This window comes from Cellulophaga sp. 20_2_10 (assembly GCF_023476645.1).
Classification (GTDB): domain Bacteria; phylum Bacteroidota; class Bacteroidia; order Flavobacteriales; family Flavobacteriaceae; genus Cellulophaga.
In genome coordinates, this window is record NZ_JAMCOJ010000004.1 from 289,311 (window position 1) to 315,572 (window position 26,262).

The 26,262-nt window shown below is 31.4% G+C and carries 17 protein-coding genes; 16 read left to right on the forward strand and 1 reads right to left on the reverse strand.

The genetic code is table 11. From position 1 onward, the window contains the following. The first annotated feature begins 171 nt into the window (after window positions 1-171). From M4I21_RS09950 to M4I21_RS09965, 4 genes are all read left to right on the forward strand, one after another. Window positions 172-3,882 (forward strand): two-component regulator propeller domain-containing protein, encoded by a 3,711-nt coding sequence (locus M4I21_RS09950; RefSeq protein ID WP_249558989.1) that lies wholly within the window; start codon window positions 172-174, stop codon window positions 3,880-3,882. Window positions 3,883-4,061: 179 nt separating this feature from the next. Beyond that, window positions 4,062-7,133, forward strand: coding sequence for a SusC/RagA family TonB-linked outer membrane protein (locus M4I21_RS09955; RefSeq protein WP_249558990.1), 3,072 nt, complete (start codon window positions 4,062-4,064; stop codon window positions 7,131-7,133). A gap of 21 nt (window positions 7,134-7,154) precedes the next feature. Further along, a complete protein-coding gene (locus M4I21_RS09960; protein WP_249558992.1) occupies window positions 7,155-8,741 on the forward strand; it encodes a RagB/SusD family nutrient uptake outer membrane protein in 1,587 nt (528 codons plus the stop codon). Between the two features lie 79 nt (window positions 8,742-8,820). Beyond that, window positions 8,821-10,626, forward strand: a complete 1,806-nt coding sequence (locus M4I21_RS09965) for an alkaline phosphatase (RefSeq protein WP_249558993.1) — start codon at window positions 8,821-8,823, stop codon at window positions 10,624-10,626. Between the two features lie 64 nt (window positions 10,627-10,690). Here the strand turns inward: M4I21_RS09965 and M4I21_RS09970 are convergent, their stop codons facing one another. Further along, the gene (locus M4I21_RS09970) at window positions 10,691-11,296 is read right to left on the reverse strand and encodes an RNA polymerase sigma factor (protein WP_249558994.1); all 606 of its coding nucleotides are present in this window, start codon (window positions 11,294-11,296) and stop codon (window positions 10,691-10,693) included. Window positions 11,297-11,407: 111 nt separating this feature from the next. Between M4I21_RS09970 and M4I21_RS09975 the strand changes: the two genes are divergently transcribed. From M4I21_RS09975 to M4I21_RS10030, 12 genes are all read left to right on the forward strand, one after another. After that, window positions 11,408-12,586 (forward strand): FecR family protein, encoded by a 1,179-nt coding sequence (locus tag M4I21_RS09975; RefSeq protein WP_249558995.1) that lies wholly within the window; start codon window positions 11,408-11,410, stop codon window positions 12,584-12,586. A gap of 98 nt (window positions 12,587-12,684) precedes the next feature. Further along, on the forward strand, window positions 12,685-13,785 hold the full coding sequence (locus M4I21_RS09980; protein WP_249558996.1) for a carboxypeptidase-like regulatory domain-containing protein: 1,101 nt from the start codon (window positions 12,685-12,687) through the stop codon (window positions 13,783-13,785). Between the two features lie 84 nt (window positions 13,786-13,869). After that, window positions 13,870-16,296, forward strand: a complete 2,427-nt coding sequence (locus M4I21_RS09985; protein ID WP_249558997.1) for a SusC/RagA family TonB-linked outer membrane protein — start codon at window positions 13,870-13,872, stop codon at window positions 16,294-16,296. 11 nt (window positions 16,297-16,307) lie between these two features. Then, window positions 16,308-17,834, forward strand: coding sequence for a RagB/SusD family nutrient uptake outer membrane protein (locus M4I21_RS09990; RefSeq protein WP_249558998.1), 1,527 nt, complete (start codon window positions 16,308-16,310; stop codon window positions 17,832-17,834). Window positions 17,835-18,054: 220 nt separating this feature from the next. Next, window positions 18,055-19,260: a TlpA disulfide reductase family protein gene (locus M4I21_RS09995; RefSeq protein WP_249559000.1), complete on the forward strand. Its 1,206-nt coding sequence runs from the start codon at window positions 18,055-18,057 to the stop codon at window positions 19,258-19,260. Window positions 19,261-19,312: 52 nt separating this feature from the next. After that, window positions 19,313-20,497, forward strand: coding sequence for a TlpA disulfide reductase family protein (locus M4I21_RS10000; RefSeq protein ID WP_249559001.1), 1,185 nt, complete (start codon window positions 19,313-19,315; stop codon window positions 20,495-20,497). Between the two features lie 18 nt (window positions 20,498-20,515). Further along, on the forward strand, window positions 20,516-20,707 hold the full coding sequence (locus M4I21_RS10005; RefSeq protein ID WP_249559002.1) for a hypothetical protein: 192 nt from the start codon (window positions 20,516-20,518) through the stop codon (window positions 20,705-20,707). 17 nt (window positions 20,708-20,724) lie between these two features. Further along, entirely contained in the window at window positions 20,725-21,726 is a 1,002-nt protein-coding gene (locus M4I21_RS18655; protein WP_249559161.1) for a redoxin domain-containing protein, read from the forward strand. Between the two features lie 10 nt (window positions 21,727-21,736). Then, window positions 21,737-22,894 carry a TlpA disulfide reductase family protein gene (locus M4I21_RS10015; protein ID WP_249559003.1) on the forward strand — a complete coding sequence of 386 codons (1,158 nt, stop codon included), beginning with the start codon at window positions 21,737-21,739 and terminating at the stop codon, window positions 22,892-22,894. A 4-nt stretch (window positions 22,895-22,898) separates the two neighbouring features. Continuing rightward, the gene (locus tag M4I21_RS10020) at window positions 22,899-24,125 is read left to right on the forward strand and encodes a TlpA disulfide reductase family protein (protein ID WP_249559004.1); all 1,227 of its coding nucleotides are present in this window, start codon (window positions 22,899-22,901) and stop codon (window positions 24,123-24,125) included. Window positions 24,126-24,142: 17 nt separating this feature from the next. Then, a complete protein-coding gene (locus M4I21_RS10025) occupies window positions 24,143-25,708 on the forward strand; it encodes a hypothetical protein (protein WP_249559005.1) in 1,566 nt (521 codons plus the stop codon). 9 nt (window positions 25,709-25,717) lie between these two features. Then, complete coding sequence (locus M4I21_RS10030) at window positions 25,718-26,230, forward strand: protein-disulfide reductase DsbD domain-containing protein (RefSeq protein ID WP_249559006.1); 513 nt, start codon at window positions 25,718-25,720, stop codon at window positions 26,228-26,230. Window positions 26,231-26,262: the final 32 nt, after the last annotated feature.

Consider the following 26,262-nt stretch of genomic DNA (forward strand, 5'->3'; position numbering starts at 1 on the left):
CAATTTGTTATCAGCGTTTTCTTTTTTATAATTAGAATTTCACGCTATTTTAATTTCTAAGAAACATTTCTTTGAAAGAGCATATCCTACTATTAAAAAAAGGTTTTGTTAATCTAAACCTAATATTAACTTGACCTTAACAAGGTATTTTAGCTGTTTGTAAAAATAGCGATGAAAATTAAATTATATACACTACTTGTTCTTTCGGTTTGTTTTTTTGGTAAAGCACAACAACTAAAGTTTATAAGTTATACTACAGATCAAGGATTATCTAATAACTCTATTTTAGATATAGAGAACGATAATGATGGTGGCCTATGGATAGCTGCGTTAGACGGTTTAAATTATTTTGATGGGTACACCTTTAAAACTTTTAAGCACGATGTTAATGACCCAGAATCCTTACCTAATAACTATTTAACTAATATAGAAAAAGATGCAGAGGGTAACATCTGGATTTATAGTAGAGAAGGGCACATAAGTAAATATTTAGGTAATAATAAGTTTAAGCATTTTAGTTTTAAAACTAAGGCAGATAAATTGTTCTTAGCTTCTAACGGTAAAATAAATGTAAAAACAGAAGCTTCTACCTATGTATTTACAAAAGATGGTTTTATAAAAGAAAAAGATAACGCAGAATATATAAATCCTAATAAGGCATATATAAAACTTATACATAATAAATACCCAGATTTAATTATAAATGATGTTTTAAAAGACAAAAAAGGTAATTTATGGTTTGCTACGTTTAAAAATGGTATTTATATAATACCAAACCACACAACAAATTTAAATACAAACGTGGTTTACCATTATACTTATGATTTGTACACTCCGTATAGCTTTTATAGTAATGAGGTAACAGCACTTAGTCAAGATGTATTTGGTAATGTATGGTTAGGTCAAAAAGATGGTGGTATAAGCATGGCATATACAGGGTCTGAAGAAATTTCTTCTGTAACACCACATCCTATTAAGTTTCCGCACTTGCCGGTAGAAACTACAAGGGCAATTACAAAAGATACCAATGGTAATATTTGGATAGGTTATTACAATGGTGGCTTATATCATTATAGTGAAGACACAAAATGTTATTTAAAGTTTAAAGTAAAAGAGTCTAAAAATAATTATGAGTGGGAGCGTATTAGAAGTCTTTACACTGCTAGTGACGGTAGTATTTGGGCGGGTACTTATGCAGGTTTGCTTCGGGTAAAAAATAATACATATAAAGCTTTTAATGCATTAGAGATACCCGAATTACCTAGTAATAGAAGTTATTCTTTTTATGAAGATAAAAATAAAATACTATGGATTGCTTGTTGGGGAGGAGTTGCAAAATTTAATCTAAACACTAATAAGTTTGAGTCTTTTAAAGGGCAAGAGTTGCTTAAAAATTACCACGTTAGAAGCATAAAAAAATATAAAAATGAGCTTGTTCTTGGTACAGAGGACGATGGTGTTCTGTTTTTTAATTTAAAAACAAAAAAAATAGAACACCTTAGAAAGAAAAACGGAATCTTAGGTAATAGTATTTATTCCCTATATATAGACGCAACAACAGATAATTATTGGATTGGTTCTTTAGGAGGCATAAGCGTATACAATAAAAAAACGGGAATAATAAATAACAGTACAGACAAAGAGGGCTTGCCTAGCCATATGGTATATGGTTTGTTAGATAATGAAGATAAAGTGTGGATTAGCACCACAAAAGGTATTGCTGTAATAGATAAGCAAACATACGCTATTACAGCTTTTAACCCTAAAGAAGGTTGGCAGGCATCAGAATTTTCAGAAGGGGCATATTATAAGGACAACAAAGGATTATTGTTTTTTGGTGGCGTTAATGGCTTAAATTATTTTAACCCTAATGCTATGAGTTTTACAACAAATAAACCCAAGCTTAAGGTAGAATTTAATCAGCAAAAAATAACAGAAAAAAAACGAACAAGAACACATGGCAAAAATGATATTACAGTAACTATTACACCAGTAGTTTTTCCGGTTGATAAAAATACGAACTATTATTACAAGCTGCATGGGCAAAATGAAGATTGGATTTTAGCGAAAGGCAAACAACGTCTTCAATTTAAAAATTTAGCTTCTGGTTCATATTCTTTTTTGGTTAAGAATGATGAAAATGAAGCGGCTCAAGAGGTTTTTACTTTATATATTGAAAAAGCATTTTATCAAACTATAAGCTTTTTTGCATTAGTTTTATTTGCGTTTATAAGTGCTGCCTTTGCTTTTTTCTATTTAAAAAATAAGGCATCTAAAGCACAGCATAAAAAGTTAGAAGAACAGATTATAAATAGAACAAAACTTATAGAAAAACAAAAAGAAGATTTACAGAAGATAAATACGGAGTTAGACGATAAAAACCAAGAAATTCTACTTCAGAAAGAAAAACTACTAGGTCTACATAATAACTTAAAAAATCAGGATTTTGAAGTAGATAAGTTTAAAACCTTTGTTTTATCCCAATTTCAGCAACCATTGTCTATTATTTTAAAATCGTCTCACGATATAAAAAATAACGATTCTATAAAAAAGGAGTTGGTAGAACAGTCTGGGAAAATAATAGATTTAGTATCAGAATGGAACTATCTAGACCACATTAAAGAGCTTGGAGAAATAAAACTAACATCTGTTAACTTACTTCCTATTTTAAAAGGAATTTGCACAAACGTACAAGAAAAATTAAAAGAAAATAATGCAAATTTTAATGCTGAATTAGATTCTAGTATTGCTTGGGTAGAAGTAGATTTATTGCGTTTTAAATTATTGCTTAAATATATTTTTAATGATATTATTAAGTATTCTGAAGCCAAAAGCACATTAGACGTAGCTGTAAAATTAGTGCAAAATCGACTAGAATATTTTGTAAGCTCCACTAGTTCTGTTTTACAAAGTAATGTAAAAAACATTTTAAACTACAGTCCATATTACAAGGCATTTATGGTTTTAATTAAAGATGTAAATGGTTCTTGTAACATAGAAAACTCTCAATTTTTTAATTTTAAGTTTAGTTTACCAGTAGCAGTATTGCAACAAAATGTAAGGGCTGTAGAAACTATTTCTTGGAAACATTTAAATTTAAAGGAGAAGCTTCCGCCTAATAAAAATAATATTTTAGTATTTACTGATACTTCAAATTTTGAAGTTGCGAATCAATTATTAAGGAATGATGATAGTTACCTTTTATTTGATGATTTAGTAACCAATTTATCATCAGCCTTAAAACAAATACGTATAGATGTTTTGGTCTTTTATCAGATAGGGTTTACAAAAGAAACAGCTTATTTTTTACAGAAATACAAAGAGATTCCTAAAAAGGATAGGGTTCCTTTGGTTTACATATCAGAGGAAATAAACTATGCATTACAAGAAACTTCATTAGAATTTGGCATAGACGTAGTTATACAATTACCAGCTAGTCAAAGTTTTATTACAAATAAAATAACCTCTTTAATAAATAGAAGCTCAGAGCGCGGTCATAATAAGTTTCAGCAAGAGATATTTAAAATATTAACAGAGGAAAACGATTTGCAATCTGGTAACGAGAAATTATTAAAGCGCAGTTTAGAGATAATTAAAGAACAATTATCAAACCCATCTTTTAATATAGAAATGCTAATCTCTATTCTAGAAATATCTAGAATTAAATGCTACAGATTATTTAAAGAATATTTAGGGCAATCACCATCTGATGTAATAACATCTTTGCGTTTGCAAAAAGCAGAATATTTGCTTAAAAATAAGAAGTTTAATATTTCAGAAATTGGTTTTGAGTGTGGTTATAGTGATAGTAAATACTTTGGTCGCACATTTAAAAAGCATTTTGGAGTAAGTCCTAAAGCATATAAAGAACAAAAAAGGTAAGAGTCATTGTTTACTTAGGATTACCTGTGCGTTAGCTAAATGTTACTGTAATAAAAATCCTCTTTTTTGATGCTTATAAGGGCTTTTTTGTACTAAAAGTCCACCTCAATGAAACAATTTTACCCCTCCTAAAAGTAACCACACAATACATTTGAGAAAAACAAAAACTATATATTAAAATGAAAAAATTATACTTTTTTCTAACACTCAGTTTAGGGTGTTTATCTACCATGTTAGCGCAGGTAACAGTAAAAGGCACTGTAGTGTCTAACAGTGACGGATTGCCAATTTCTGGTGCCGCAGTAACTATTAAAGGCAAAACAACTACAGGAACAGCCACCGATTTTGATGGTAACTTTACTTTAGAGTTAAAAGAAGAAAATGGAGTATTGGTAATATCGTCATTAGGTTTTGCAGCTAAAGAAGTTGTTTATAAAGGCAGCCAAACAGTATCTGTAGGTTTAGATGAGGCTACAAATTCTTTAGACGAGGTTGTACTTATTGGTTATGGTTCTACTAAAAAAGGAGATTTAACTTCGGCAATTGGTACAGCGGCAAATGTAGGTACAATTACAAGCAGACCAGTTGGTAATTATAAAGAGTTTTTACAAGGTAACATAGCAGGTGTTACCGTATTAAGTTCTGGAGGTGACCCAACAAGTACGGCAAGTATTAAAATTAGAGGTATTGGTACTTTAAACTCAGAAGCACCATTGGTTGTTGTAGATGGTTTACCATATAGTGGGCCAGAGATTAACCCAAATGATATAGCTTCTATATCTGTATTAAAAGATGCTGCATCTGCTGCAATTTATGGGGCACAAGCTGCATCTGGTGTAATTGTAATAGAAACCAAAAAAGGTAAAAAAGGTAAGCCAAGATTAAATATTAACTATTATACAGGTATTAAAACAGCATCTAATTTGCCAACACCTTTAACAGCACAACAACAGTCTGAGGTGTATAATTTAGCAGCAGATAATGCTGGTACACCGAGGCAATCTGCACATGATGCAACACAAAATCCTTATGGACAAGTAAACCGTACAAATTGGATTGATGCTATTTTTAGAGATGCAACTGTAAATAATTTAAATGTAGATTTAAGTGGTGCAGGCGAAAAATTTAACTACTATACTTCTTTTGCTTTTAGAGATAGAGAGGGCGTTTTAGAAGGTACAAGTTCTCAAAACTATAGCTTAAGATTAAAGTCGGACTATAACATTACAGATAAAATTACAGTAGGGGAAAATATTTATTTTTCTAGAGATGAGGCTTATGGTACAAACACAGATAATCCTTACTCTGGTACAATTATAAATGCAATTTATATGCCTTCTGCATCACCAACTCGTTATGAGGATGGTAGTTTTGCAGGTGTTGTTCCAGAAAACTTATCTCAGTTTGCAGGTGCTTACGGCGATGTTTACAATCCTTTATCTTTATTATTAAGACCAACTAAAGAGTCGCCAAATACGTTTGTAAATGCAAACGTTTATTTTAAGTATGATATTTTAGATGGTTTAGCATTTAAGTCTAGCTATTCATATTCATACAGAGACAATAGAACAAAAGAGTTTTATCCTCGTGTGCCAGAATTAGGACGTACCAATAGTCAAAATACATTGTTGCAAACAAATAGTACTCAGAACAAATGGATCTGGGATAACCAATTATCTTATAACAAGTCTTTTGGTAATCATAATTTAAATGTAACCGCAATTTACTCAGCTCAAAACACAAAAGGAGATTATATTTCTTTACGTGGAACAGGGTTTTCATCAGAAGAACCATTTAATCAATATTTACAAAATGCAGAGCTGTTAAATAAACCAAGTAATAATCCTTTTGAAGAAGCTTTAACTTCGGCAATTGGTAGGGTTATGTATAACTACAATAATAAATATTACATCTCTGGAAGTATACGTAAAGACGAGTCATCTAGATTAGCCGTAGAAAACCAATCGGATACTTTTACATCTCTATCTGCAGGTTGGAGAATATCTAACGAATCTTTCTTTAATATAGATGCTATAAACGATTTAAAATTTAGAGCATCTTGGGGAGAAATAGGAAATATACAGTCTATTAGTGGTTATTATCCTTTTGATGTTCCTGTGGCAAGTGGTAACGTAATAATGGGAGAAAATGGGTCTTATTTTGATAATGTTGGCAGTTATGTTCAAAGAAACGCAAACAGAAACTTAAAATGGGAAACAGCAGAATCTTTAGATTTTGGTTTGGATGCATCATTATTTAATAACAGCATAAGTTTAACCGTAGATTATTTTGAGAAAACTACAAAAGGGATGATTATTCCTGGTCTTGCAGATATTAACCAAGGTATATCTCCTGCAGATGTAAATGGTGGTCAAGTTAAAAATACGGGTTTAGAAGTTTCTGCAACCTACACAAATACAAGCGGAGCTTTAAACTATAGCATAAACGCGAATGCAACAACGATTAAAAATGAGCTAGAAAACTTAGATGGTTATGCATCAATAGGGCAAGATGTTTTTTTCCACGGAGATAACGTTAGAAGTGTATTAACACCTTATCAAACAGAAGTTGGTGGCGCATTATACACACCATATTTAATTCCGCAATTAGGGATATTTAATTCACAAGCAGAAATAGATGCACATAGTAAAGATGGCAATTTAATACAGCCTAATGCTAGACCAGGAGATTTTAAGTTTCAGGATACCAATAACGATGGTAAAATAGGTTCCGAAGATCGTAAGTATTATAAAGCATATCAACCAAAAGTAACCTATAATTTAGGTGCTAACTTAGACTATAGAGGGTTCGATTTTAATGTTATTTTACAAGGAGTAGCAGATGTTAAAGCTTTTAACGGCTACAAATTTACAACCTACAACGCAGCATTATCTGGATATAATTTAGACAATAGAGTATTAGATGCTTGGTCTCCAACAAATACAGATGCAGATATTCCTATTATTTCTACAAAGGATGATAATAAAAACTTTGGTACAGCATCTAGCTGGTACCTAGAAGATGCATCTTATTTACGTATTAAAAACATAACCTTAGGATATACTTTTAGCTCTAAAGTAATGGATAATTTATCTAAAGGATCATCATTAAGAATGTATGTTTCAGGAGAAAATTTAGTAACGTTTACCAACTACTCTGGTTTAGACCCTGAGGTTGGAGGTAAAGGTTTGGATATAGCTAAATACCCAATAGCAAAAACATTTACATTAGGATTATTGTTGTCATTATAATCACGCTAAAAAAAAGATAAAATGAAAAATACATATAAAAAAATAGGATTAATAGCATTGGGTGTTTTGGGGTTAAACCTAACATCATGCTCGGACGATTTTACAAACTTAGAACCGCTAGGAAAAGTATCTAACGAGAGCTTTTGGAAAACAGATTCTGATGCAATACAGGCTGCAAATGGTTTGTACCAGTTAATGTCAGATCAAGAAATGTTTGGTAGAGGTTTTTTCTGGTACATTAATGCTTCAGATGATATGATAACTGGCCGTATAAAAGCTACTGCCGATGTTATTAAAGATTTTAATATTGATGGTAGTGAGGGTAGTTATACATCTACTTGTTACAGTAAAAGTTACCAAACTATTAGACGAGCTAACGATATTTTATTAAACGTTCCAGAAATGGAAATATCAGAAACCACAAAAAACCGCGTGTTGGGTGAAGCTTATTTTATGCGTGCCTTTAGTTACTTTTGGGTAGCACACACGTATGGTGATGATGTAAACGGAGGTCTTCCAATTATTACAGTAGATAATATGTTTAATGAAGGTGGTAGCTACTCTAGACCTGCATCTGTAGTAGAAAACTATAAGCAAATTGAAGAAGACCTTAAAAAAGCTTTGGATTTGTTGCCATTGTTCACAGATTATGGAGCAGAAGATTTTGGTCGTCCTCATAAAGATGCTGTATTAGGATATTTAGCAAAAACTAATTTGTATTGGGCAGCGTATGATGCCTCTAGATATGCAGAGGTTGTAAAGTATGCAGATGCAATTGCAACATCTGGTTCTGGTAGAGCCTTAATAGATACAAATAACCCAGAGGTAGATTACAGGGAATTGCACAGTCATTTAAACAACTGGACAAGCGAATATATTTGGTCTGTTAATTCTGGTGTAGATCGTGGTAGTATTTTATCTGGCGTTATGTTAGAGAACAAAGGCTGGGGTAAATACAACGGTTGGGGATATTACACTCCGTCTGAAGGTTTATATAATGAATATGAAGTAGGAGATGTACGTAGAGGTGTTACTATTTTAAATTTTGGTGACGACTTTAAATACTTTGGCGAAGACAGAAGGTATCAGTCTGAAAATTCAATCTCTGGGTTTCAGTTTAACAAGTATATGTACGAGTTTCAGTTTGAAAATCCGGTTGGAGAATATGTAAACACTAATGGCGATAACCCAACTACAGTTTACAATGTACCTTTAATGCGCTACGCAGAAGTGTTGTTAATGAAAGCAGAAGCTTTAATTGCAGATGGTAAAAACGGAGATGTGCCATTAAATATGGTTAGAGATAGAGCTGGTTTAGCGGCAATAACTAATGCAACTATGAGTGATATTAAGCACGAGCGCAGAGTAGAGTTAGCAGGTGAATTTGCTAACAGACATTTTGATTTGGTTCGCTGGGGAGATGCAGCAGCAACCTACGGAGAGCCAATTTATGGTAGAATTTATACAGATAGATCTAATCCAGACTCTCCTTACTCTTCAGAAATTGTATGGCCTGCCAGAAATTTTGATGCTTCTTTTATGAATGTATGGCCAATACCTAATACAGTTATAGAATCTTCAGGAATACCACAAAACAAAGGGTGGTAAAATAATAAAGTTTCAATTAGTTTTTTTAACAATAAAAGGGTGCTGTAATTGCGCAGCACCTTTTTTATAATATACTCATATGTTCGCATTTAAGAAAAAATGTATCATACTTGCTATTAGTTTTTTTTCTTTGATTTCTTTTGCTCAAAAAGAAAATCAAATTCTTATTCATTCTCATAATGATTATCTACAGAATGTGCCTTTTTGGAATGCTTTTTCTAGTGGAGCCACTATTGTAGAAGCAGATGTTTGGTTAAAAAACAATGCATTATACATAGCGCATACAGAAAATGAAATTTTAGAGAATAATACACTTCAAAATTTATATTTAAAACCTTTACAACAAGCGGTACAAAACAAACAGCTTAGTGCATCTAGATTAATACTAATGATAGATGTAAAGTCTAATGCAGAAAAAACCTTAAAAAGAGTAATTTCTGTTATAAAAAAGTATCCAGAACTTATAGCTCACAATAATATAGAGTTTTTAATATCTGGTAATAGGCCACAACCTAATACATACCATACATATCCTAATTATATTTCTTTTGATCATCAAGAGTTAACCAATACACTAAGCCCTGAAGATTGGGATAAAGTAGCAATGGTAAGTACTAGTTTTAAAAAATACTCTGATTGGAATGGTAAAGGCAGGTTAACACATACAGATTATGATAAGGTTACAGCTGCTATTAAAAAGGCAAAAGAGCTTAATAAACCGTTTCGTTTTTGGGCTACACCAGATTCTAAAACGGCCTGGAAAACCTTTGTAGAACTTGGTGTAGCTGTAATTAATACAGATGAGCCATATAAGTGTGTTAGTTATGTAAAAACATTAGAAGAGCGTACAACAACAGCTATAATAGCTTCTAAAGTATATATGCCTACCTATGTTGTAGATAACACTAAAAAACCTATTAAAAATGTAATTTTAATGATTGGTGATGGTATGGGGTTGTCGCAAATTTCTTCAGCTGTTTTGGCTAATAACGGTAGTTTAACTTTAACTCAGCTTAAATCTGTTGGACTAATTAAAACACAATCTGCAGACGATTTAATTACAGATTCTGCTGCTGCCGGTACAGCATTAGCAACAGGGCAAAAAACAAATAATAGGGCTATAGGTACAGACGTAAATGGCAAGCCATTACCAACCTTAGTAGACATACTGGCTACGTCTAATTTTTCTACAGGGATTATAACTACGGACCAAATAACAGGTGCTACGCCATCTTCTTTTTACGCCAAACAAAAAGATAGGGGAGAAACTCAAAAAATAGCAGAAGATTTACTTAAAACTAATTTGCACTTTTTTGCGGCAGGTGGAGCAAACTTATATAGAGAATTACCAGTACATAAAAAGTTTACATTGGTAAATAACATTTCCGAAATCAATAAAAATAAAGCCGATAAATTAGGTGTTTTTTTAGCTGATGGAGGAGTGCCATCTATAAAAAGCGGTAGAGGTAATTTACTAGCAGAAACAACTAAAGAAGCTATTCGTTTTTTAAAAGGAAAAAACAAGCCCTTCTTTTTAATGGTAGAGGCAGCACAAATAGACTCTTTTGGACATTATAACGACACAGAGGGTGTTGTTGCAGAAACAATAGATTTTGACAGAGCCATTACAGAAGCTATTAAGTTTGCAGATAAAGATGGGGAAACATTAGTTATTGTAACAGCAGATCATGAAACAGGAGGATTAAGTGTTTCTAGTGGTAGTGTAGCAGATCATAAAATAGAAGGTGGTTTTGTAACGCATGATCATACAGGTGTTATGGTACCAATATTTGCATACGGTCCACAATCATATCATTTTTCTGGTGTTTATGAAAATACAGAAGTTTTTTCTAAAATTTTAAAAATTTTAGAAATAGAAAAATAGTTTTTTTAATAATTCGTTTTTTAGTTAATTAGGCGTAGCATTTTTTTGTTGCGTCTTTTTAATTTTAAAAAAGCAGCACTTTTTTTAGTTTTAGGACAGAAAGGTATAAGAATAGATTACTGTCTGTTTTTTTATTAATCTTAGTTCTTAGTATGTAAAAAGCTTTGGTTATTTGTGCTTCAACCGTTTTTATAGATATTTCTAAGTATTCTGAAATTTCTATATTAGTTAAACCTTCTTGCTTACTTAAAAGAAAAACTTTTTTACACTTTGGTGGTAAATGTTGTATTTCTTGCTTTACTTTTTTTATCAAATTATCAAAAGACGTTACATCGGTTTCTTCTACGAAACTATGTAAGGCATCTAAATATTTTTTTTCTAGAGGAAATACATTTTTCTGCTTTCTATAATGATCAATAAACTCATTATATACAGATTTATATAGAAAGCTCTGCAAAGAAAAATCTGCTTTTAATTTATCTCTTTTACGCCAAACCCTCATAAAAACATTTTGTACTATGTCTTCTGCTTCATCACGGTCATGCGTTAAATTGTGTGCATATACACAAAGTTTTTGATGGTAGTCTGTAACCAATTTATTGTATGCGTTAGCATCGCCAGACTTTAGCGCGTTAATAAAATTAATGTTGTTATTTAGTTGGGGACTCATATAAAATGACAAACATTGGTTAAATATATTGCCAATATATAAAAAAGATTAATAAAAAGTTAGGGTTATGTAAAATGCTTACGTATTAAGGAATATATGTTATAAAATATAATGAAGGAAAAAGTTTCAAAAGTGGATAAGTTAATAGTTAAGTACCTTACTAGGGAGTCCTCTAAAAAAGAGTTAGATAAGTTAGAGGAAGTACTTAATGAAGATGAAAACAACAAAGAGTCTTTAGAGGACTATATAAAAATAAATGTTGTTTCGGACTTTGTGCTGCAAAAATTTAATATCGAAAAAACTAGAGCTGCTGTTTTAAATACAATAGCAGAAGATAAAAAGAAGGTAAGAAACGCCAAAGTTTTTAAACTTGTAAAGTATGCTGCTGCAGCTATTTTTGCAGGTGTATTAATAACAGGTTTCTTTTTTAAACAAACCTTGTTTAATACTACTAGTGTTAATACGCCAGAATTAACAACAGTAATTAATGCAGGCACTAATAAAGCAACACTCTCTTTAGAAGACGGTTCTATAGTTGTTTTAGAAAACGAAACACAAATTAATGTTGGCAATGCAACCAGTAATGGTGAGGAGTTAACATATGTGCCAAATAAAAAAGAAAGCAAAAAAGTACTTTACAATTCTTTAACAATACCAAGAGGAGGTGAATTTGCTTTGCAATTGGCAGATGGTACTAAGGTTTGGTTAAATTCTGAATCTAAACTAAAATATCCTGTTCATTTTAAAAAGGGACAAGTAAGAACTGTAGAGTTGGTATATGGAGAAGCTTATTTTGATGTATCTTCTAGCAAGGATAATAATGGAGATGGTTTTAATGTAGTAACAAACCAACAAAACATAGCTGTTTTAGGAACTGAATTTAATATTAAAGCTTATAAAGATGAATCTTTTATCTATTCTACTCTGGTAGAAGGACATATTGTTTTAGAAAACGGAGCTTATAATGCAGACATGCTGCCAGGACAACAAGCTGTAATAGCTAATGGTATTGCTCAAAAAGTAGAAGTTTATAATGTTAATGTAGATACAGAAATAGCTTGGAGAAAAGGAAACTTTAATTTTAAAAACAAGTCTTTAAAAGAAATAATGAAAGTATTATCTAGGTGGTATGACGTTGATGTAGTTTTTGAAAATAAAGAGCTAGAGAGTATTAACTTTAAAGGAGTACTTGGTAAAAATCAAGACATAGAAACAATTTTGCAAATAATTAAAAACACAAGTAATATAAATGCCTATGAAGTAAAAAATAGAAAAGTTTATATAAAATAAAGGGAACAAAGTTTATGCCGTCGAAAGAATAATACTTTATCCCCGTTTTTATTTGAATCCTGATTAATTAATTAACTAACCAAAAAACACTCAAATTTATGAAAATTAAATTAAAAAATGTTTTCTTCCATTCCGGAAGGAAACTACTATTGAAAATTATGAAAGCTTTTATCCTTTTATGGTGTACCACTATTTTTAGTTTCACAACTACAGATGTGCTTTCGCAGAATGCTAAAATTAATATTAAAGCAGATGCTGTTGTTAGTGTAGATATGGTGTTTGATATTATTATGGACCAAACTGACTATAAATTTATTTATAGCGAAGGTTTTTTTGATACCTACCCAAAAGTGGCATTACATAAAGGTGTAATTAAAGCTAACGATCTACTAAATAGGACGCTAAAAAATAGTGATGTGTCTTATAAATTTTTACAAAATAATACGATTGCCATTGTAAAAAAATCTGTAAAAGAGAATTTTGTTCAACAACAAATAACAGGTAAGGTTGTAGATGAGAGCCAAGTACCATTGTTAGGCGTAACCATACTAGTAGAAGGTTCAATAAATGGTGTTACAACGGATTTTGATGGTAATTATACAATAAAAGCTAAACCGGGAGATGTTTTAAGTTTTTCATATGTAGGTTATCTTACTCAAAAGATAAAAGTTGAGGAGAATACAAATAAAGTTAATGTAGTTTTAAAGGAAAACGTTAATGTTTTAGATGAGGTTACAGTAATTTCTACAGGATACCAACAAATATCAGAAGAAAGGTCTACTGGTGCTTTTGAAACAATTAAAAAGAGTCAGTTAGATAAGCCAGCATCTAGTATTTCAGAAAGACTTGTTGGTATGGTAGCAGGTTTGCAAAGTACTATAAATACAGATGGTAGTATAGATTTTCAAATTAGAGGCCAGTCTAGTTTATTTGCAGATCAACAACCTTTAATTGTATTAGATGGTTTTCCTATAGAAGGTGGTTTTGAAACTATTAATCCTAACGATGTAGAAAGTATAACTGTTTTAAAAGATGCGGCAGCTGCATCTATTTGGGGAGCAAAATCAGCAAACGGAGTAATTGTTGTTACAACAAAAAAAGCACAAAAAGGGAAAACTACTATCTCTGTTTCATCCTTTGTTAAATTTTCAGATAAGCTAGATTTAGACTACTCCATAGCATCTGCATCTTCTAAATAGGTTTTAGAATATGAACAAAGAGCTTTTGATTCTAATTTTTTTGGAAGTCTTTTTGGAGGTCCCCAAGGAGCTAGTCCGTTTAATTTGAGTGTTTATTCTTTAGGATTAACAGCTATGAATGAAGCTCGTTTAGGTAGAATTACAGATGAAGAAAGAGATGCTACTTTAACTAGATTATCTGGCTTAGATAATAAGAAGCAGATAGAAAAATATTTATTGCAATCTCCAATAACTAAGCAATATAATGTAAGTGTTTCTGGAGGTAGTGAAACAATGAAAAATAATTTATCTCTTTTGTTCGAGGACAATAAAACATTTTTTAAAGGAGATAGTCAAAATAAATATTTAATAAATTATACTAGTAAAATTAAAGTTAATGATAGGTTAGATTTTGATTTTTCTGGAATGATGCAATTTCGTGATATTCAAAAAAACTCTGGAGAGCAAGATATATTCGGAGAGGGAGATATGCTTAGCACAATTAGATCTTTAGCACCTTGGGATATGTTGGTGAATGCAGACGGTAGTAGAACAGATATGTCATATCTAAAATATTATACACCTAATTTAAATGAGTTTATTCCAACGCAAGCATTCCCATATTCAGATTGGTCTTATAATCCAATAACAGAAATGGAAAACAGAGATTTTTCAACAAAAAGTTTAAATAGCCGTATACAAGCTGGTTTAAATTTTAGAATTGTGGATGGTCTTTCAATATCATCTAAAATACAGTATGAGATATTTAAGACTAATACAGAAAACTATTATAACGAAAATACTTTTGATGTACGTCAGTTTGTAAATGAAACATCTGCTTGGAATTATGATTACAACACCGTGCCAACTCAAAATCTACCATCAGGTGGTGTTTTACAAAACTCTGAAGCAACTATAAATTCTTATAATTTTAGAAATCAGTTAAACTTTAATAGAACATTTGCTAAAAAACATACCGTAAACTTTATAGCAGGTACAGAATTATCCAATAGAGTGGTTTCTAGCACCGAATATCCAAATTCTTTTGGTTATAATGATGAGACTTTAGCGTCATCAGAGTTGTTGAACCCTGTGCAATCATCTACTATGTGGAATGGTTACCCTTTACAGTATGCAAATTTTTTCTATCCGTTTAATATTACACCAACAAGTACTTACCAAGAGAGTACTAACAGGTTCTTTTCTATGTTTGGTAATTTAGGCTATACATTTAACAACAAGTATACAGTAACAGGTAGCTACAGAACAGATGCATCTAATCTAATTACAGATGATCCGTCGTTTAGATATAATCCTTTTTGGTCTGTTGGTGGTAGTTGGAAAGCACATAAAGAAAGCTTTTTAAATGATGTAGAATGGTTAAATAGGTTAAACTTAAGAGCTACATATGGCTTTAACGGTAATGTAGATAGATCAACATCTTTTAAACCATTAATTGCTTTAGGTTCTTCTTTAAATACTTATACACAAGAAAACACAGCAACCATATCTAGTTTTGGAAACCCAACTCTTAGATGGGAGAAAACAAAAACACTTAATTTTGGTGTAGACTTTTCATTATTTAAAAGTAGACTAAACGGTTCTATAGATGTTTATAATAAAGAAAGTTTTGATTTAATTGTTTCTCAATCTATAGCTTCTGTTAATGGTACAACAAACCAAAAATTTAATAATGGAAAAATGTATAATAGAGGTGTAGAGATTACACTTGGTACAGTTTTACCTATTAACGGCAATGATATAGTTTGGACCGGCTCTGTTAATTATGCTTATAACAACAATAAGGTTACAAATTTCTTTAATACAAATTACCAATCTTACGATTTATATAGTGGACCAACAACATCTTATGTAGAGGGGTATAACGCTAATACTTTATGGTCTTACCAATATGCAGGCTTAACAAATGTAGGTTCAGATGCTAATCCGGTATTAAAACCATCTGTTACTGGTGAAGGAGGAGACCCTATAACAGTAATAGGCTGGCCACAAGGTAATGCTGCAGAATATATGGAGTCTCAAGGTACTTTAGTTGCACCTACAACCGTAGGTATGAGAAACTCATTTAAAATTTATGATTTTGATTTTTCTTTTATTGTAACAGGTAAATTTGGTCACGTATTTAGAAGACAAGGGTTTAATTACAACCCAGTAATTTCTGGTAATACCCAAGTCAATGAAAAGTATGATGAAGTAGCAAATGGAGACCCAAACCAAATACTGCCAATTCCTACGCAAGAGGGACGTTATTATTTCTATGATCGTTTTCATCCATATATGGATTATTTAACTGAAGATGCATCACATATAAGATTTCAAGAAATTAGTTTATCATATTCTTTACCGTCTAAAGTTGTTAGTGATTTAGGTATAAACGCTTTACGTTTTTACGCACAGGCAAACAACGTTGGTACTATTTTATTTAACGATTTTGGAGAAGACCCAGAGTATCCTAAAGGAGGTTTAAGCTTACAAAGCTCATTAACTTTTGGAATGAATTTAAATTTTTAAAATAAAGAACTATGAAAACATACAAACATATATTATTACTAGCTTTATTGTGTTCAGGTGTTAGTTGTAATGATTTTTTAGAGGAAAATCCATCAAAAACAACATCAGTTGTACCAGAAACATTAGAGCATTTAGAACAGTTATTAAATGATTATAACAGTTTTGGTAGTGAAGGAGCATCAGAATTAATTTATGGAACAGATGATTTTGCCATACAAACAGATTTATATGAGGGTATTTCAACTGTATATTCTTTAGAAACTGTACAACATGGTACCTGGGATATAGATTATTTGCCAACAACCGGGAGACCATATTGGCCTGAGGAATGGGAAAAAATATTTACAGCTAATTTGATTATACAAAATTTATCAAGTGTAAGCGGAGAAGATAGTCAAAAACAAATGGTAAAGGCAGAAGCTCATTTTATTAGAGCTTATAGTTATTTTCAAATGGCAAATATTTATTGTTTACCATATACTAATGGTAATAAAGCAGAGTTAGGTTTACCTTTAAAGCAAACTACTAGTTTTGAAGAAAACATAGAAAGAGCAACTTTAGAAGATACCTATGCATACATAGAGGCAGACTTACAAAAGGCCTTAGAATTAAATAGAGATTTAGAGGTAGTTAATGGGCAAAATAGAACTTGGAGAGCAAGTACTGTAGCTGTTCTTGGTTTTGCCGCTAGATATTATTTGTCTTTAAATGATTACGCTATGGCTCAATCTTATGCAGAAGATGCGTTAGATTTACATAGTTATTTAAGAGATTACAATACAGAAATGAGTTTTTCTACAAGACCAAACCCTGTAACTATTTTTAATCCAGATGCAGAGACGGTCAATATAGAGTATCCATATACACATGATTTACAATCTATACCAACAGATAAGTTAGAATGGGGAGAATCTTATTACTATAGATTTTTAAGCAATGGTGCTTGGAACTATTTTCCATCAACGGAGCTTTTAAATAGCTATAATCAGGATTATGATTTGCGTTACAAATATCATATAGTAGAAGATTATACGTATGATAGAGGAGCTGTAGATCCAGCCTATAGCTACCCAGGTTATATCTTTTTCTTTAAGTCAGATATATTAAGTGGTCCTTCTGTTCCGGAAATGTTATTAATTAAAGCAGAATGTCAAGTAAGACAGGGGTCTTGGGCAGACGGGATTCAAACAGCAAATATACTAAGAGGATATAGAATAGATGCTAGTGCACCAGCTAATATTAGAGATTTATCTGCAACATCAGAAGCAGATGCTTTAACTAAAGTTTTAGAAGAACGTAGAAGAGAAATGCCTTTTGTACATAGATGGTATGATATTAGAAGATACAATAATAACGAGGTAACTACCGATGATGTTATTATGAGTAGAACTTTTTATCCATACACTGGTGGATCAATTTTAGGGGCAGAATCTCCTATTAATTACACTTTAGATAAAAACTCTAGAAGGTTTGCTCGTCCTATTCCGGAAACAGATATTATTGCTTCTGGTGGTACTCTAAAGCAAAACGAATACTAATAGTTATCTTATAAAAGCATAGAATTACTAAGAGTAAAAAACTCTTAGTAATTCTTTTTATTGGCACACTGTTAATTTCTTATTTCATGTATTGGAAACATATTTTTTTTGAAGTTATTAAAACTTCAAAGCAACTACTATGGACTTAAGTCCCCTTAAAAATATAAAAATTAGTAACTGAGTTCTGTAATTTGAATCCAAAACTTAAACAATCAAAAAAATGAAAATAACAAAATATATATACACAGCAATAGCTATTGTAAGTCTAGCTTTTACATCATGTAAAGATAAAGCGGCAGAGCAACCAAATGAAGAAGGTTATACAATTACAGGAACTGTAAAAGGGTTAGATAATTCTTATGCGAAAATCACAGATTATCAAATCTTTAATCCCAATAAAATTAATGTTATAGATAGTGTAGCTATTGTAGACGGTACATTTAAATTTAAAGGTAAAATAGCCACTCCTGATATGGTTACATTGGTATTAGGAGAATATCCGTCAAATTTTTATTTAGAGAATAGTGCTATTGAGATTACTGCGGATATAGAGAAGATGAAAGACAGAAATAATAGATTTGCTTTGGATGTTAAAGGCTCTAAGGGTCAAGATATGTTTAAAGAGATAGATGAAAAAACATCAGCAATTTTTAAAGATAAAAAATACGAAGTTTTTAAAGAGTTGAGGCAAATGTTTGCTAAGGCCAAAGAAGAGGATAGTGAAGAATTATTAAATGAAGCTTTAGTAAGACAAGAAGAGTTGCAAAGTTTGTATACAGAAAGAGATGCGGAATATAAAAATATTAAATATGATTTTGTAAAGGCAAATCCAAGCTCTTCAATAGCGCCTTATGTACTTGGAGTGCAGTATACAGAGGGCAGAATGTCTAGAGAAGAATTAAAAGAGTATTATGAGCTTTTTACTGGAGATGCAAGAGAAGCAACCTTTTTTAAAACATTTATAACAAAAATATATAAAGATAATTTTGAGAATATAGGTGTTGGTAGCACTGCTCCAGACTTTACATTAGAAACAGTAAAAGGAGAGCAATTAACATTGTCTAAGGTAGAGGGTAAATATATTCTGGTAGACTTTTGGGCTAGTTGGTGTGTGCCTTGTAGAGCATCTTTTCCTCATTTAAAAGAATTAAGAAAACAATATAAAGATAAAGGCTTTACAATTGTTGGTGTTGGTACTGCTGATAAACAGGATAAATGGGAGAAAGCCATAAAAGAAGATAATACACCTTGGAATCACGTTTTTGATAAAAATGAAGAAGGTAAAAATATGTATGGACCAGTAGCAGAAGCTTATGGTGTGCCACATTTACCAACAACATTATTATTGGATAGTGATAGAAAAATTGTGTTAAGAAATCCAACTAAGCAGGAGTTAGATGATAAGCTAAAAGAACTTTTTGAATAGTAAAAAAGTAAAGACGGTAAATTAATAGATAACAACAAGATATACTTAGAATATGAAATTGATACAAAATATAGCATTCTCACTAATAGCAACATTAACAATGTTTACCAGTATTAATGCACAAGAAGCAGAAAATACTTTTACCGTAAAAGGCGAGATAAAAGGTATAGAAGGTAATTTATATTACCAACACCCAGATAAAGAATATACAAGAGAGAACCCCACAGATTCTATTATTGTAGTTAATGGTAAGTTTGAGTTCTCTAGTTCAATTTCTAAAATGGATATGATAAGGGTATACCCATCTTTTTCTAATTCTGATAAAAAAGTATATAAAACTCCAAAAGGAGGTAGAGGATATTTCCCTGTAAAATGTGCTTACCTAACATTTTATGCTTTTCCAGGAGCAAAAGTTACAATAGAAGGTGAGCTAACGGATTATGTAAATGTATATCCTAGCGGAGATAAGTTTAATAACAGTTTGGCTGCTGTTAACAAGTTAATGTACCCAATGTATAATGAAATGGGGAATTTAGCGGTAGAAAGTACGTATGAAAAAGATTCAGTAAAACTTAAAGCAATTGAAAATAAATCTGATGAGATTTTTAAAAAATCTATGGATAGTTTAATTGCTCATATAAAAGCAAATCCTAATTCTATAGCTTCTGCTTGGTATTTAAATGATATTATTTTACGTACCCAAGTAACTAACGAGCAAGCAGAAGAGTTGTTTAATTCTTTGTCTACAGATTTAGCAGCATATCCAGATTATAAAGCGGTTGCATCGCGTATAAACGGAATAAAAGCAACAGCAGATGGTTCTCCAGTACCAACTATAAAAACAGCAGCGACCTTAGATGGTAAAGAATTTGATATTACTTCTTTACAAGGAAAATATGTACTTATCGATTTTTGGGGTATATGGTGTGGCCCTTGTGTAGCAGAGATGCCACAGGTAAAAGAGTTTCAAGAAAAACACAAAGATAATTTAGTAGTATTAGGAATTAATTCTGGTGATACAAAAGCTAAAATTCAGGAATTTGTTACAAAAAACGGTTACGGTTGGCAACAATTATTAAGTGATAAAGCAAATACAGCAGACAATTTTGTAACTAGGTTTAATGTGCAAGGTTTTCCTACCAAGTTTATAATAGATAGGAGAGGAACTATTATTAAAAGATTTGTGGGTGGAGGAGAAGAAGCCTTTAAAATGTTAGAAGAATTGTTAGAAAAGTAATAACTAATAAAGTTAGATATGAAACTAAACTCACTATTATCTATTTGTTTTTCAGCTGTATTGTTGTTAACATCTAGTTGCAAGGAAAAAGAGAAAGAAGTTGCTTTGGATGGTTATACTATCTCAGGAAAAATAAAAGGTTTAGAAACCGGATGGGTAAAATTAAGTAGGCCTATTTATTTATTTATTTATTTGATGAAGAAAAAATAGTTTTAGACAGTACCAAAATAGTAAATGGCAGGTTTAGCTTTAACGGTAAGGTGAATTATGATGATTTTGTTATTCTAAATTTTACTGATGAAAAACTATCTAGTCGTTTGTTTTTAGAGAATAGTGCTATAAATATTGATCTAGACGTAGCAGATGCAGAAAAAGCTAACGGATATATAAAACCAAAAATTTCTGGATCTAAGGGACAAGACCTATACGAAAGACTAAATGCTAGATTAGATAGTATAAAGAATTTAAAAAAGTATGATGCTTTTAAAGGGTTTAGATCGCAAGTTCTAAAAGCGAAGCAAAATAAGGATAATCTTGAGTTACAAGAACAAGTTAAAGCAAGAATGTTAGCGTTACAAACTTTAGAAAATGAACAAGAACAAGAACTTAAAGCACTTAGAGTTCAGTTTATTAAAGATTATCCAAACTCAACTGTGCCTATATATCTTTTAGGAATATCATTTAGTGAAGTAATGATGACTAGAGAGGAAATGACAGCTGTCTATAATTTATTCAAAGAAGATGCAAGAAAAGCTCGTAAGTTCAGTTTTATCAAAAAAACATATGTAGACTATGTAGAGAGGTTTGCTCTAGGAGCTATTGTCTCAGATTTCACTCTAAAAACATTGGATGGTAGTGACTTAACACTTTCTAAAGTAGAAGGAGAATATATTTTTGTAGATTTTTGGGCTTCTTGGTGTATCCCTTGTAGAGCATCCTTTCCTCATCTTAAAGACTTGTATAGTAAATACAAAAAAGATGGATTTACTGTTGTAGCAGTAGCAACGTCTGATAAAGAAGATAGATGGAGAAAAGCAATAAAGGATGACCAAACTGTTTGGAACCATGTTATTGATAATAATCCGGGTGCCCAAGGAGAAGTAGCAAAAGCATTTGGGGTACCATTTTTACCAACCACTTTTTTATTGGATAATAACAGAAAAATTATAGGAAGGAACCTTAAAGAGGAGGAACTTGATGAAAAATTAAAAGAACTTTTTGGCTATTAAAATTAGAAATATGAAAAAACATATAATTGCAATTTTAGTACTGCTTGTACTTTGGTCGTGTAAAAAAGAAATTCCATTTGATGGCTACACCATTACAGGAACGGTTAATGGTATAGAAAACGGTTCTGTAAAAATTGGCTATGGTGTGCAAGGCCCTACTAATTTAAAAGTACTTGATAGTGCACAAATAATCAATGGAAAATTTAAATTTAAAGGAAAGGTAGAAACACCTGATATGGTAAATCTAATAATTGAATCAAAGTATAACGGTCAATTTTTTTTAGAAAATAGTGCTATTACTATTGATGTAGAATATGAATCTATTAGACCCATAGTTTCTGGATCTAAAGGAGAAGACATATTACAGGGTCTAAGTTTAAAAGAAGATAAAATACGCACTAAAGAAAAATATTTAGTTTTAAAAAATGCCAGAGAAGAACTTCAAAACGCTAGAGCATCTCGAGATAAAGAAAGAATAGCTAAGGCTTCATCTAATTTTGATAAAATAATGCCTTTGTATAATGAGCAAATGCAGGAAGTAAAAGAGATGAAGTTTAACTATGTTAAAGAGAACCCTAGTTCCCCTGTTTCTGTATATGTTCTGAGCTTTCAATTTATGGAAGGTAGTATGACTAGAGAAGAGTTAAAAGAGTATTACCACCTATTTACTGGAGAAGCTCTAAAAACTACCTTTTATAAACAGCATATGACTAGAGTTTACAAAAGTGCTTTTGAAAGTTTAATAGTAGGTAATAAAGCTCCAGATTTTACATTAATGACTCAAAATCAAGGAGAACTTACTTTATCAAAAATGGATTCAAAATATATTTTAGTAGATTTTTGGGCGGGTTGGTGTGTACCTTGTAGAGCTTCTTTTCCTCACCTTAAAGATCTTTATAAAAAATACCATAAAGATGGTTTTGATATTGTAGGAGTTGGTACTGCAGACTTTAAAGAAAACTTAATAAAGGCAGTTCAAGAAGATGATACACCTTGGATACATGCTTTTGATGTTGTAAAAAAGAGAGAGTATGGCGTGGTTGCTACACAATACAATATACCACACTTGCCAACTACAGTTTTAATGGATAGTAATTTAAAAATAATTTTAAGGGATCCATCCAAAGAAGTGTTAGACAATAAATTAAAAGAACTTTTTGATCACTAAGAAAATGAGAAATATAATAAAAAATTTAATTGCAGCGGTTATACTAATACTTGGTATAACGTCGTGTAAAAATAAATTTAAAGAAGAAAAAAGCTTTGATGGGTATGTAATTACGGGTACAATAAATGGCGTTGAAACTGGTAAGGCATTAATTACTTTAAGCGATTTTGGAAATAGAAGCCCGGATAGAAAAGTTACGGTAATAGATAGCGCAGAAATTAAAAACGGAAAGTTTCAGTTTAAAGGAAACGTAGCTTTTATAGACAATGTAAACCTTGTTATAAATAATAAATTTAGGTCTAGTTTTTTTTTAGAAAACAGTAATATAAACATTGCGTTAGATACAATTAAGGCAGAAAGAGGTGGAGTAATAGAAGCAGTTGTTAAAGGTTCTCAACATCAAAATATCTATGAAAACCAGAGAGTTAAAGAAGATAGTGTTAGAAATCAGCCAAAATTTGGTCCAGTACTAAATCTTAGGGCAGAAATGGATGCTGCATATGACTCTAAAGATGAAAAAGAAATTATTGCTTACAGAGAAAAAGTTTCTGGCCTTATGGATTTAATTACAGAGCAAGGAAAAGAAGTTACGGAGTTTAAATATAATTATGCAAAAAATAATCCTTCTTCTCCTGTTGCTACCTATATTCTAGGATTCTCTTATGGAGAAGGCAAAATGAGTAATGAAGAGTTAGAAACGTATTATAAAGTGTTTAAAGGCGAGGCCCAAAAAACGGCTATGTATGCCTATTTTGAAAAGACTTACAACGAGGTTTTAAAATCTTTAGCACCAGGTGCAATGGCTCCAGATTTTACTTTAAATAATTTAGAAGACAAGCCAGTTACACTATCAAAAGTAAATGCAAAGTATAAATTGGTAGACTTTTGGGCTAGTTGGTGTGTTCCTTGTAGAGCCTCTTTTCCGCACTTAAAAGAGTTAAGAAAAAAGTACAACAAAAATGGTTTTGAAATTATTGGTATAGGTACTGCAGATCAAGAAGGTAAATGGCGTACAGCAATAGAAGAAGACCAAACACCTTGGATACACGTTTTTGATGCTGTCGATGCTCCAACTGGTAAAGGTAAAGGAGCTTATGGTAAAGTTTCGGTTACCTATGGAGTACCGTTTTTACCAACTACTTTTTTAATAGATGAAAACAATAAAATAATACTTAGGAACCCTTCTAAAGAGGAGTTAGATGCTAAGTTAAAAGAATTAATGGGGTACTAATTTAAAAAAAAAATAAAATGAAAAATAAACTTTATCTAATTATTTTTTTGGTTGCAATTACATTGCCATCAATAAGTTTTGGACAGCAAAAACAAAATTTAAAGATATTATACGTTGGTTATAGTCCAGATAAACCAATGCCTACTAAATTAGAATCTATATCTATTTCAGGAGGTATGACGGCAGAGCGTTTTAAGCAAGAATATGGTAAAAGAATGCCTGCTTTTAAAAAATTATTAAGTACGTATTTTACAAACGTAACCACAGTAGATCCAAGAGATTATAATGAGTCTATGTCTAAAAATCATGATGTTACTATTTTTGATGAGGCACCTACGCCAATAAAAGAACGTGTAATTCATAACAACCCTAAAACAGGAGAGTTTGTAAGTATGGAACAACCAAAATATGTTAGTGACGCGTATAGTAGTCCGTCTATATTTATTGGTCATACGTCATCGGTAATAGGCGCAAGTTTGGGATCTAAATTAGATTGGTATTGTCTATGTTTAGATAGGCATGCTCATCATATAAAAACAGAACATGAAATATTTAATAAACCATTTAAGACTAGCTTAACTTTAAAAAATAGAAAAACTCCAGAGGGAGTTAGTAAAGCTTATGATGGTTTAGACTTGCCAAATGAAATTCCTATGTGGGAAGTAGATACTGAAGGTTATTTAGAAGGTAAAGGCTTTAGAGTTGGTATGGTTGCCCGTGGTTGGGGTTTTGAAGACTCTCCAGAAGCAGAAGTTATATCAGGAGGAGTTAGTTCTAAACAAAAAACAGCTGTTGCTTTAGGTAGACACGGTAATTTCTTTTTGTGGGGATTTGCTGGTTCTCCAGATTATATGACAAGTGAAGCAAAAGTAGTTTTTGCAAATGCAATAGTATACACAAATAAGCATGCAAAGGATAAGATTATTGCTAAAAAAAGAAATGAAAGGATAGCAACTAAAGAGTATATTGATGAGATGCTTTTTTATACCACTAAAAAGTCTTTTGATTCTTATGTAAAAACGTACAAAGAAATTAATGTACAGACAGCAGAAAGAGTAGAGAAAATTAAAATGAAGCAAACAAACGGTGAGGAATTAAGTAGAATGGATAAAATGATGCTTAATAGTAAACCACAGGTAATATTATCTAGAGAGGGTTATTTAAAGAAGAATATAGGTAGAAATTCGTGGTCTTCTGTTACCGGATTAGATACTATAGCTATACGAACTTACCTTAAAGAAAACAGAGATTATTTTTTTTCTGAGCCAGATGGTTTTTATGATTTAAAATTAGATGAAGATATTAAAAGTTTAGCTGTAGCAAATACAGATATTACTATGTTAGATAAAGCTATTACACTTTTAGAAAAAGGAAATGATGTTGCTAAAGCACATAGAATTTTATTGAGATATACTTTAGAAGATTTTTCTACAGCTAAAGAATGGAGAAATTGGTTTAAAGAGAATAAAAAGGATTTGTTTTTTACAGAAACAGGTGGTTTTGTTTGGATGATTAATGATGCAGATGCAAATCCAAATGTTTTACCAAGAAGTGAAGAAGAGGTGTTAAAAGCAAAACTATAATAAGTAAATATGAAAATATATAGTAGTTTACTCTTCATTTTAGTTTCTGTTACTTTGGGTTGGTCACAACAAACGGAAGTACAGGCTAGTTTGGTTGGAGCAGTAAAAGAAGCCGCAACTACATTAGTAGCAGGTTCTCCAAATCATATGGATCCACTTAGTTTAAATGCAACAGTTGTATGGTCTAAAGATAAAACGCAATTGGCAGTACTACTAAAGGCAGAACTTTTAGAAGGTTGGCATACCTATGCTTATGTGCCAGAAACACAACCTTATATAGAAACAAAAATTGAGTTAGAGTTACCTAAGGGTATTACTAAAATTAAGGATTGGGAAGAGCCGTATAGTGAGGCATACAGTGATGGTATATATGTTTATAAAGAAGAATTAGTTTTTGTGCAGTATTGCGCAGTTGCAAAAGACGCTACTTTAGATAAAGTTATTACAGGTTTATATTACCAAACTTGTGATATAAGAAAATGTTTTCCTCCGGTAACAAAAGTTAAAGAGTTAAAATTATAATTTTAAAAAAAAGCCACCTATTAGGTGGCTTT

What these genes read in the sequence shown, in the direction of transcription:
- M4I21_RS09950 (WP_249558989.1), top strand. Translation starts at nt 172, where the DNA reads ATGAAAATTAAATTATATACACTACTTGTTCTTTCGGTTTGTTTTTTT.
- M4I21_RS09955 (WP_249558990.1), top strand. Translation starts at nt 4,062, where the DNA reads ATGAAAAAATTATACTTTTTTCTAACACTCAGTTTAGGGTGTTTATCT.
- M4I21_RS09960 (WP_249558992.1), top strand. Translation starts at nt 7,155, where the DNA reads ATGAAAAATACATATAAAAAAATAGGATTAATAGCATTGGGTGTTTTG.
- M4I21_RS09965 (WP_249558993.1), top strand. Translation starts at nt 8,821, where the DNA reads ATGTTCGCATTTAAGAAAAAATGTATCATACTTGCTATTAGTTTTTTT.
- M4I21_RS09970 (WP_249558994.1), bottom strand. Translation starts at nt 11,296, where the DNA reads ATGAGTCCCCAACTAAATAACAACATTAATTTTATTAACGCGCTAAAG.
- M4I21_RS09975 (WP_249558995.1), top strand. Translation starts at nt 11,408, where the DNA reads ATGAAGGAAAAAGTTTCAAAAGTGGATAAGTTAATAGTTAAGTACCTT.
- M4I21_RS09980 (WP_249558996.1), top strand. Translation starts at nt 12,685, where the DNA reads ATGAAAATTAAATTAAAAAATGTTTTCTTCCATTCCGGAAGGAAACTA.
- M4I21_RS09990 (WP_249558998.1), top strand. Translation starts at nt 16,308, where the DNA reads ATGAAAACATACAAACATATATTATTACTAGCTTTATTGTGTTCAGGT.
- M4I21_RS09995 (WP_249559000.1), top strand. Translation starts at nt 18,055, where the DNA reads ATGAAAATAACAAAATATATATACACAGCAATAGCTATTGTAAGTCTA.
- M4I21_RS10000 (WP_249559001.1), top strand. Translation starts at nt 19,313, where the DNA reads ATGAAATTGATACAAAATATAGCATTCTCACTAATAGCAACATTAACA.
- M4I21_RS10005 (WP_249559002.1), top strand. Translation starts at nt 20,516, where the DNA reads ATGAAACTAAACTCACTATTATCTATTTGTTTTTCAGCTGTATTGTTG.
- M4I21_RS10015 (WP_249559003.1), top strand. Translation starts at nt 21,737, where the DNA reads ATGAAAAAACATATAATTGCAATTTTAGTACTGCTTGTACTTTGGTCG.
- M4I21_RS10020 (WP_249559004.1), top strand. Translation starts at nt 22,899, where the DNA reads ATGAGAAATATAATAAAAAATTTAATTGCAGCGGTTATACTAATACTT.
- M4I21_RS10025 (WP_249559005.1), top strand. Translation starts at nt 24,143, where the DNA reads ATGAAAAATAAACTTTATCTAATTATTTTTTTGGTTGCAATTACATTG.
- M4I21_RS10030 (WP_249559006.1), top strand. Translation starts at nt 25,718, where the DNA reads ATGAAAATATATAGTAGTTTACTCTTCATTTTAGTTTCTGTTACTTTG.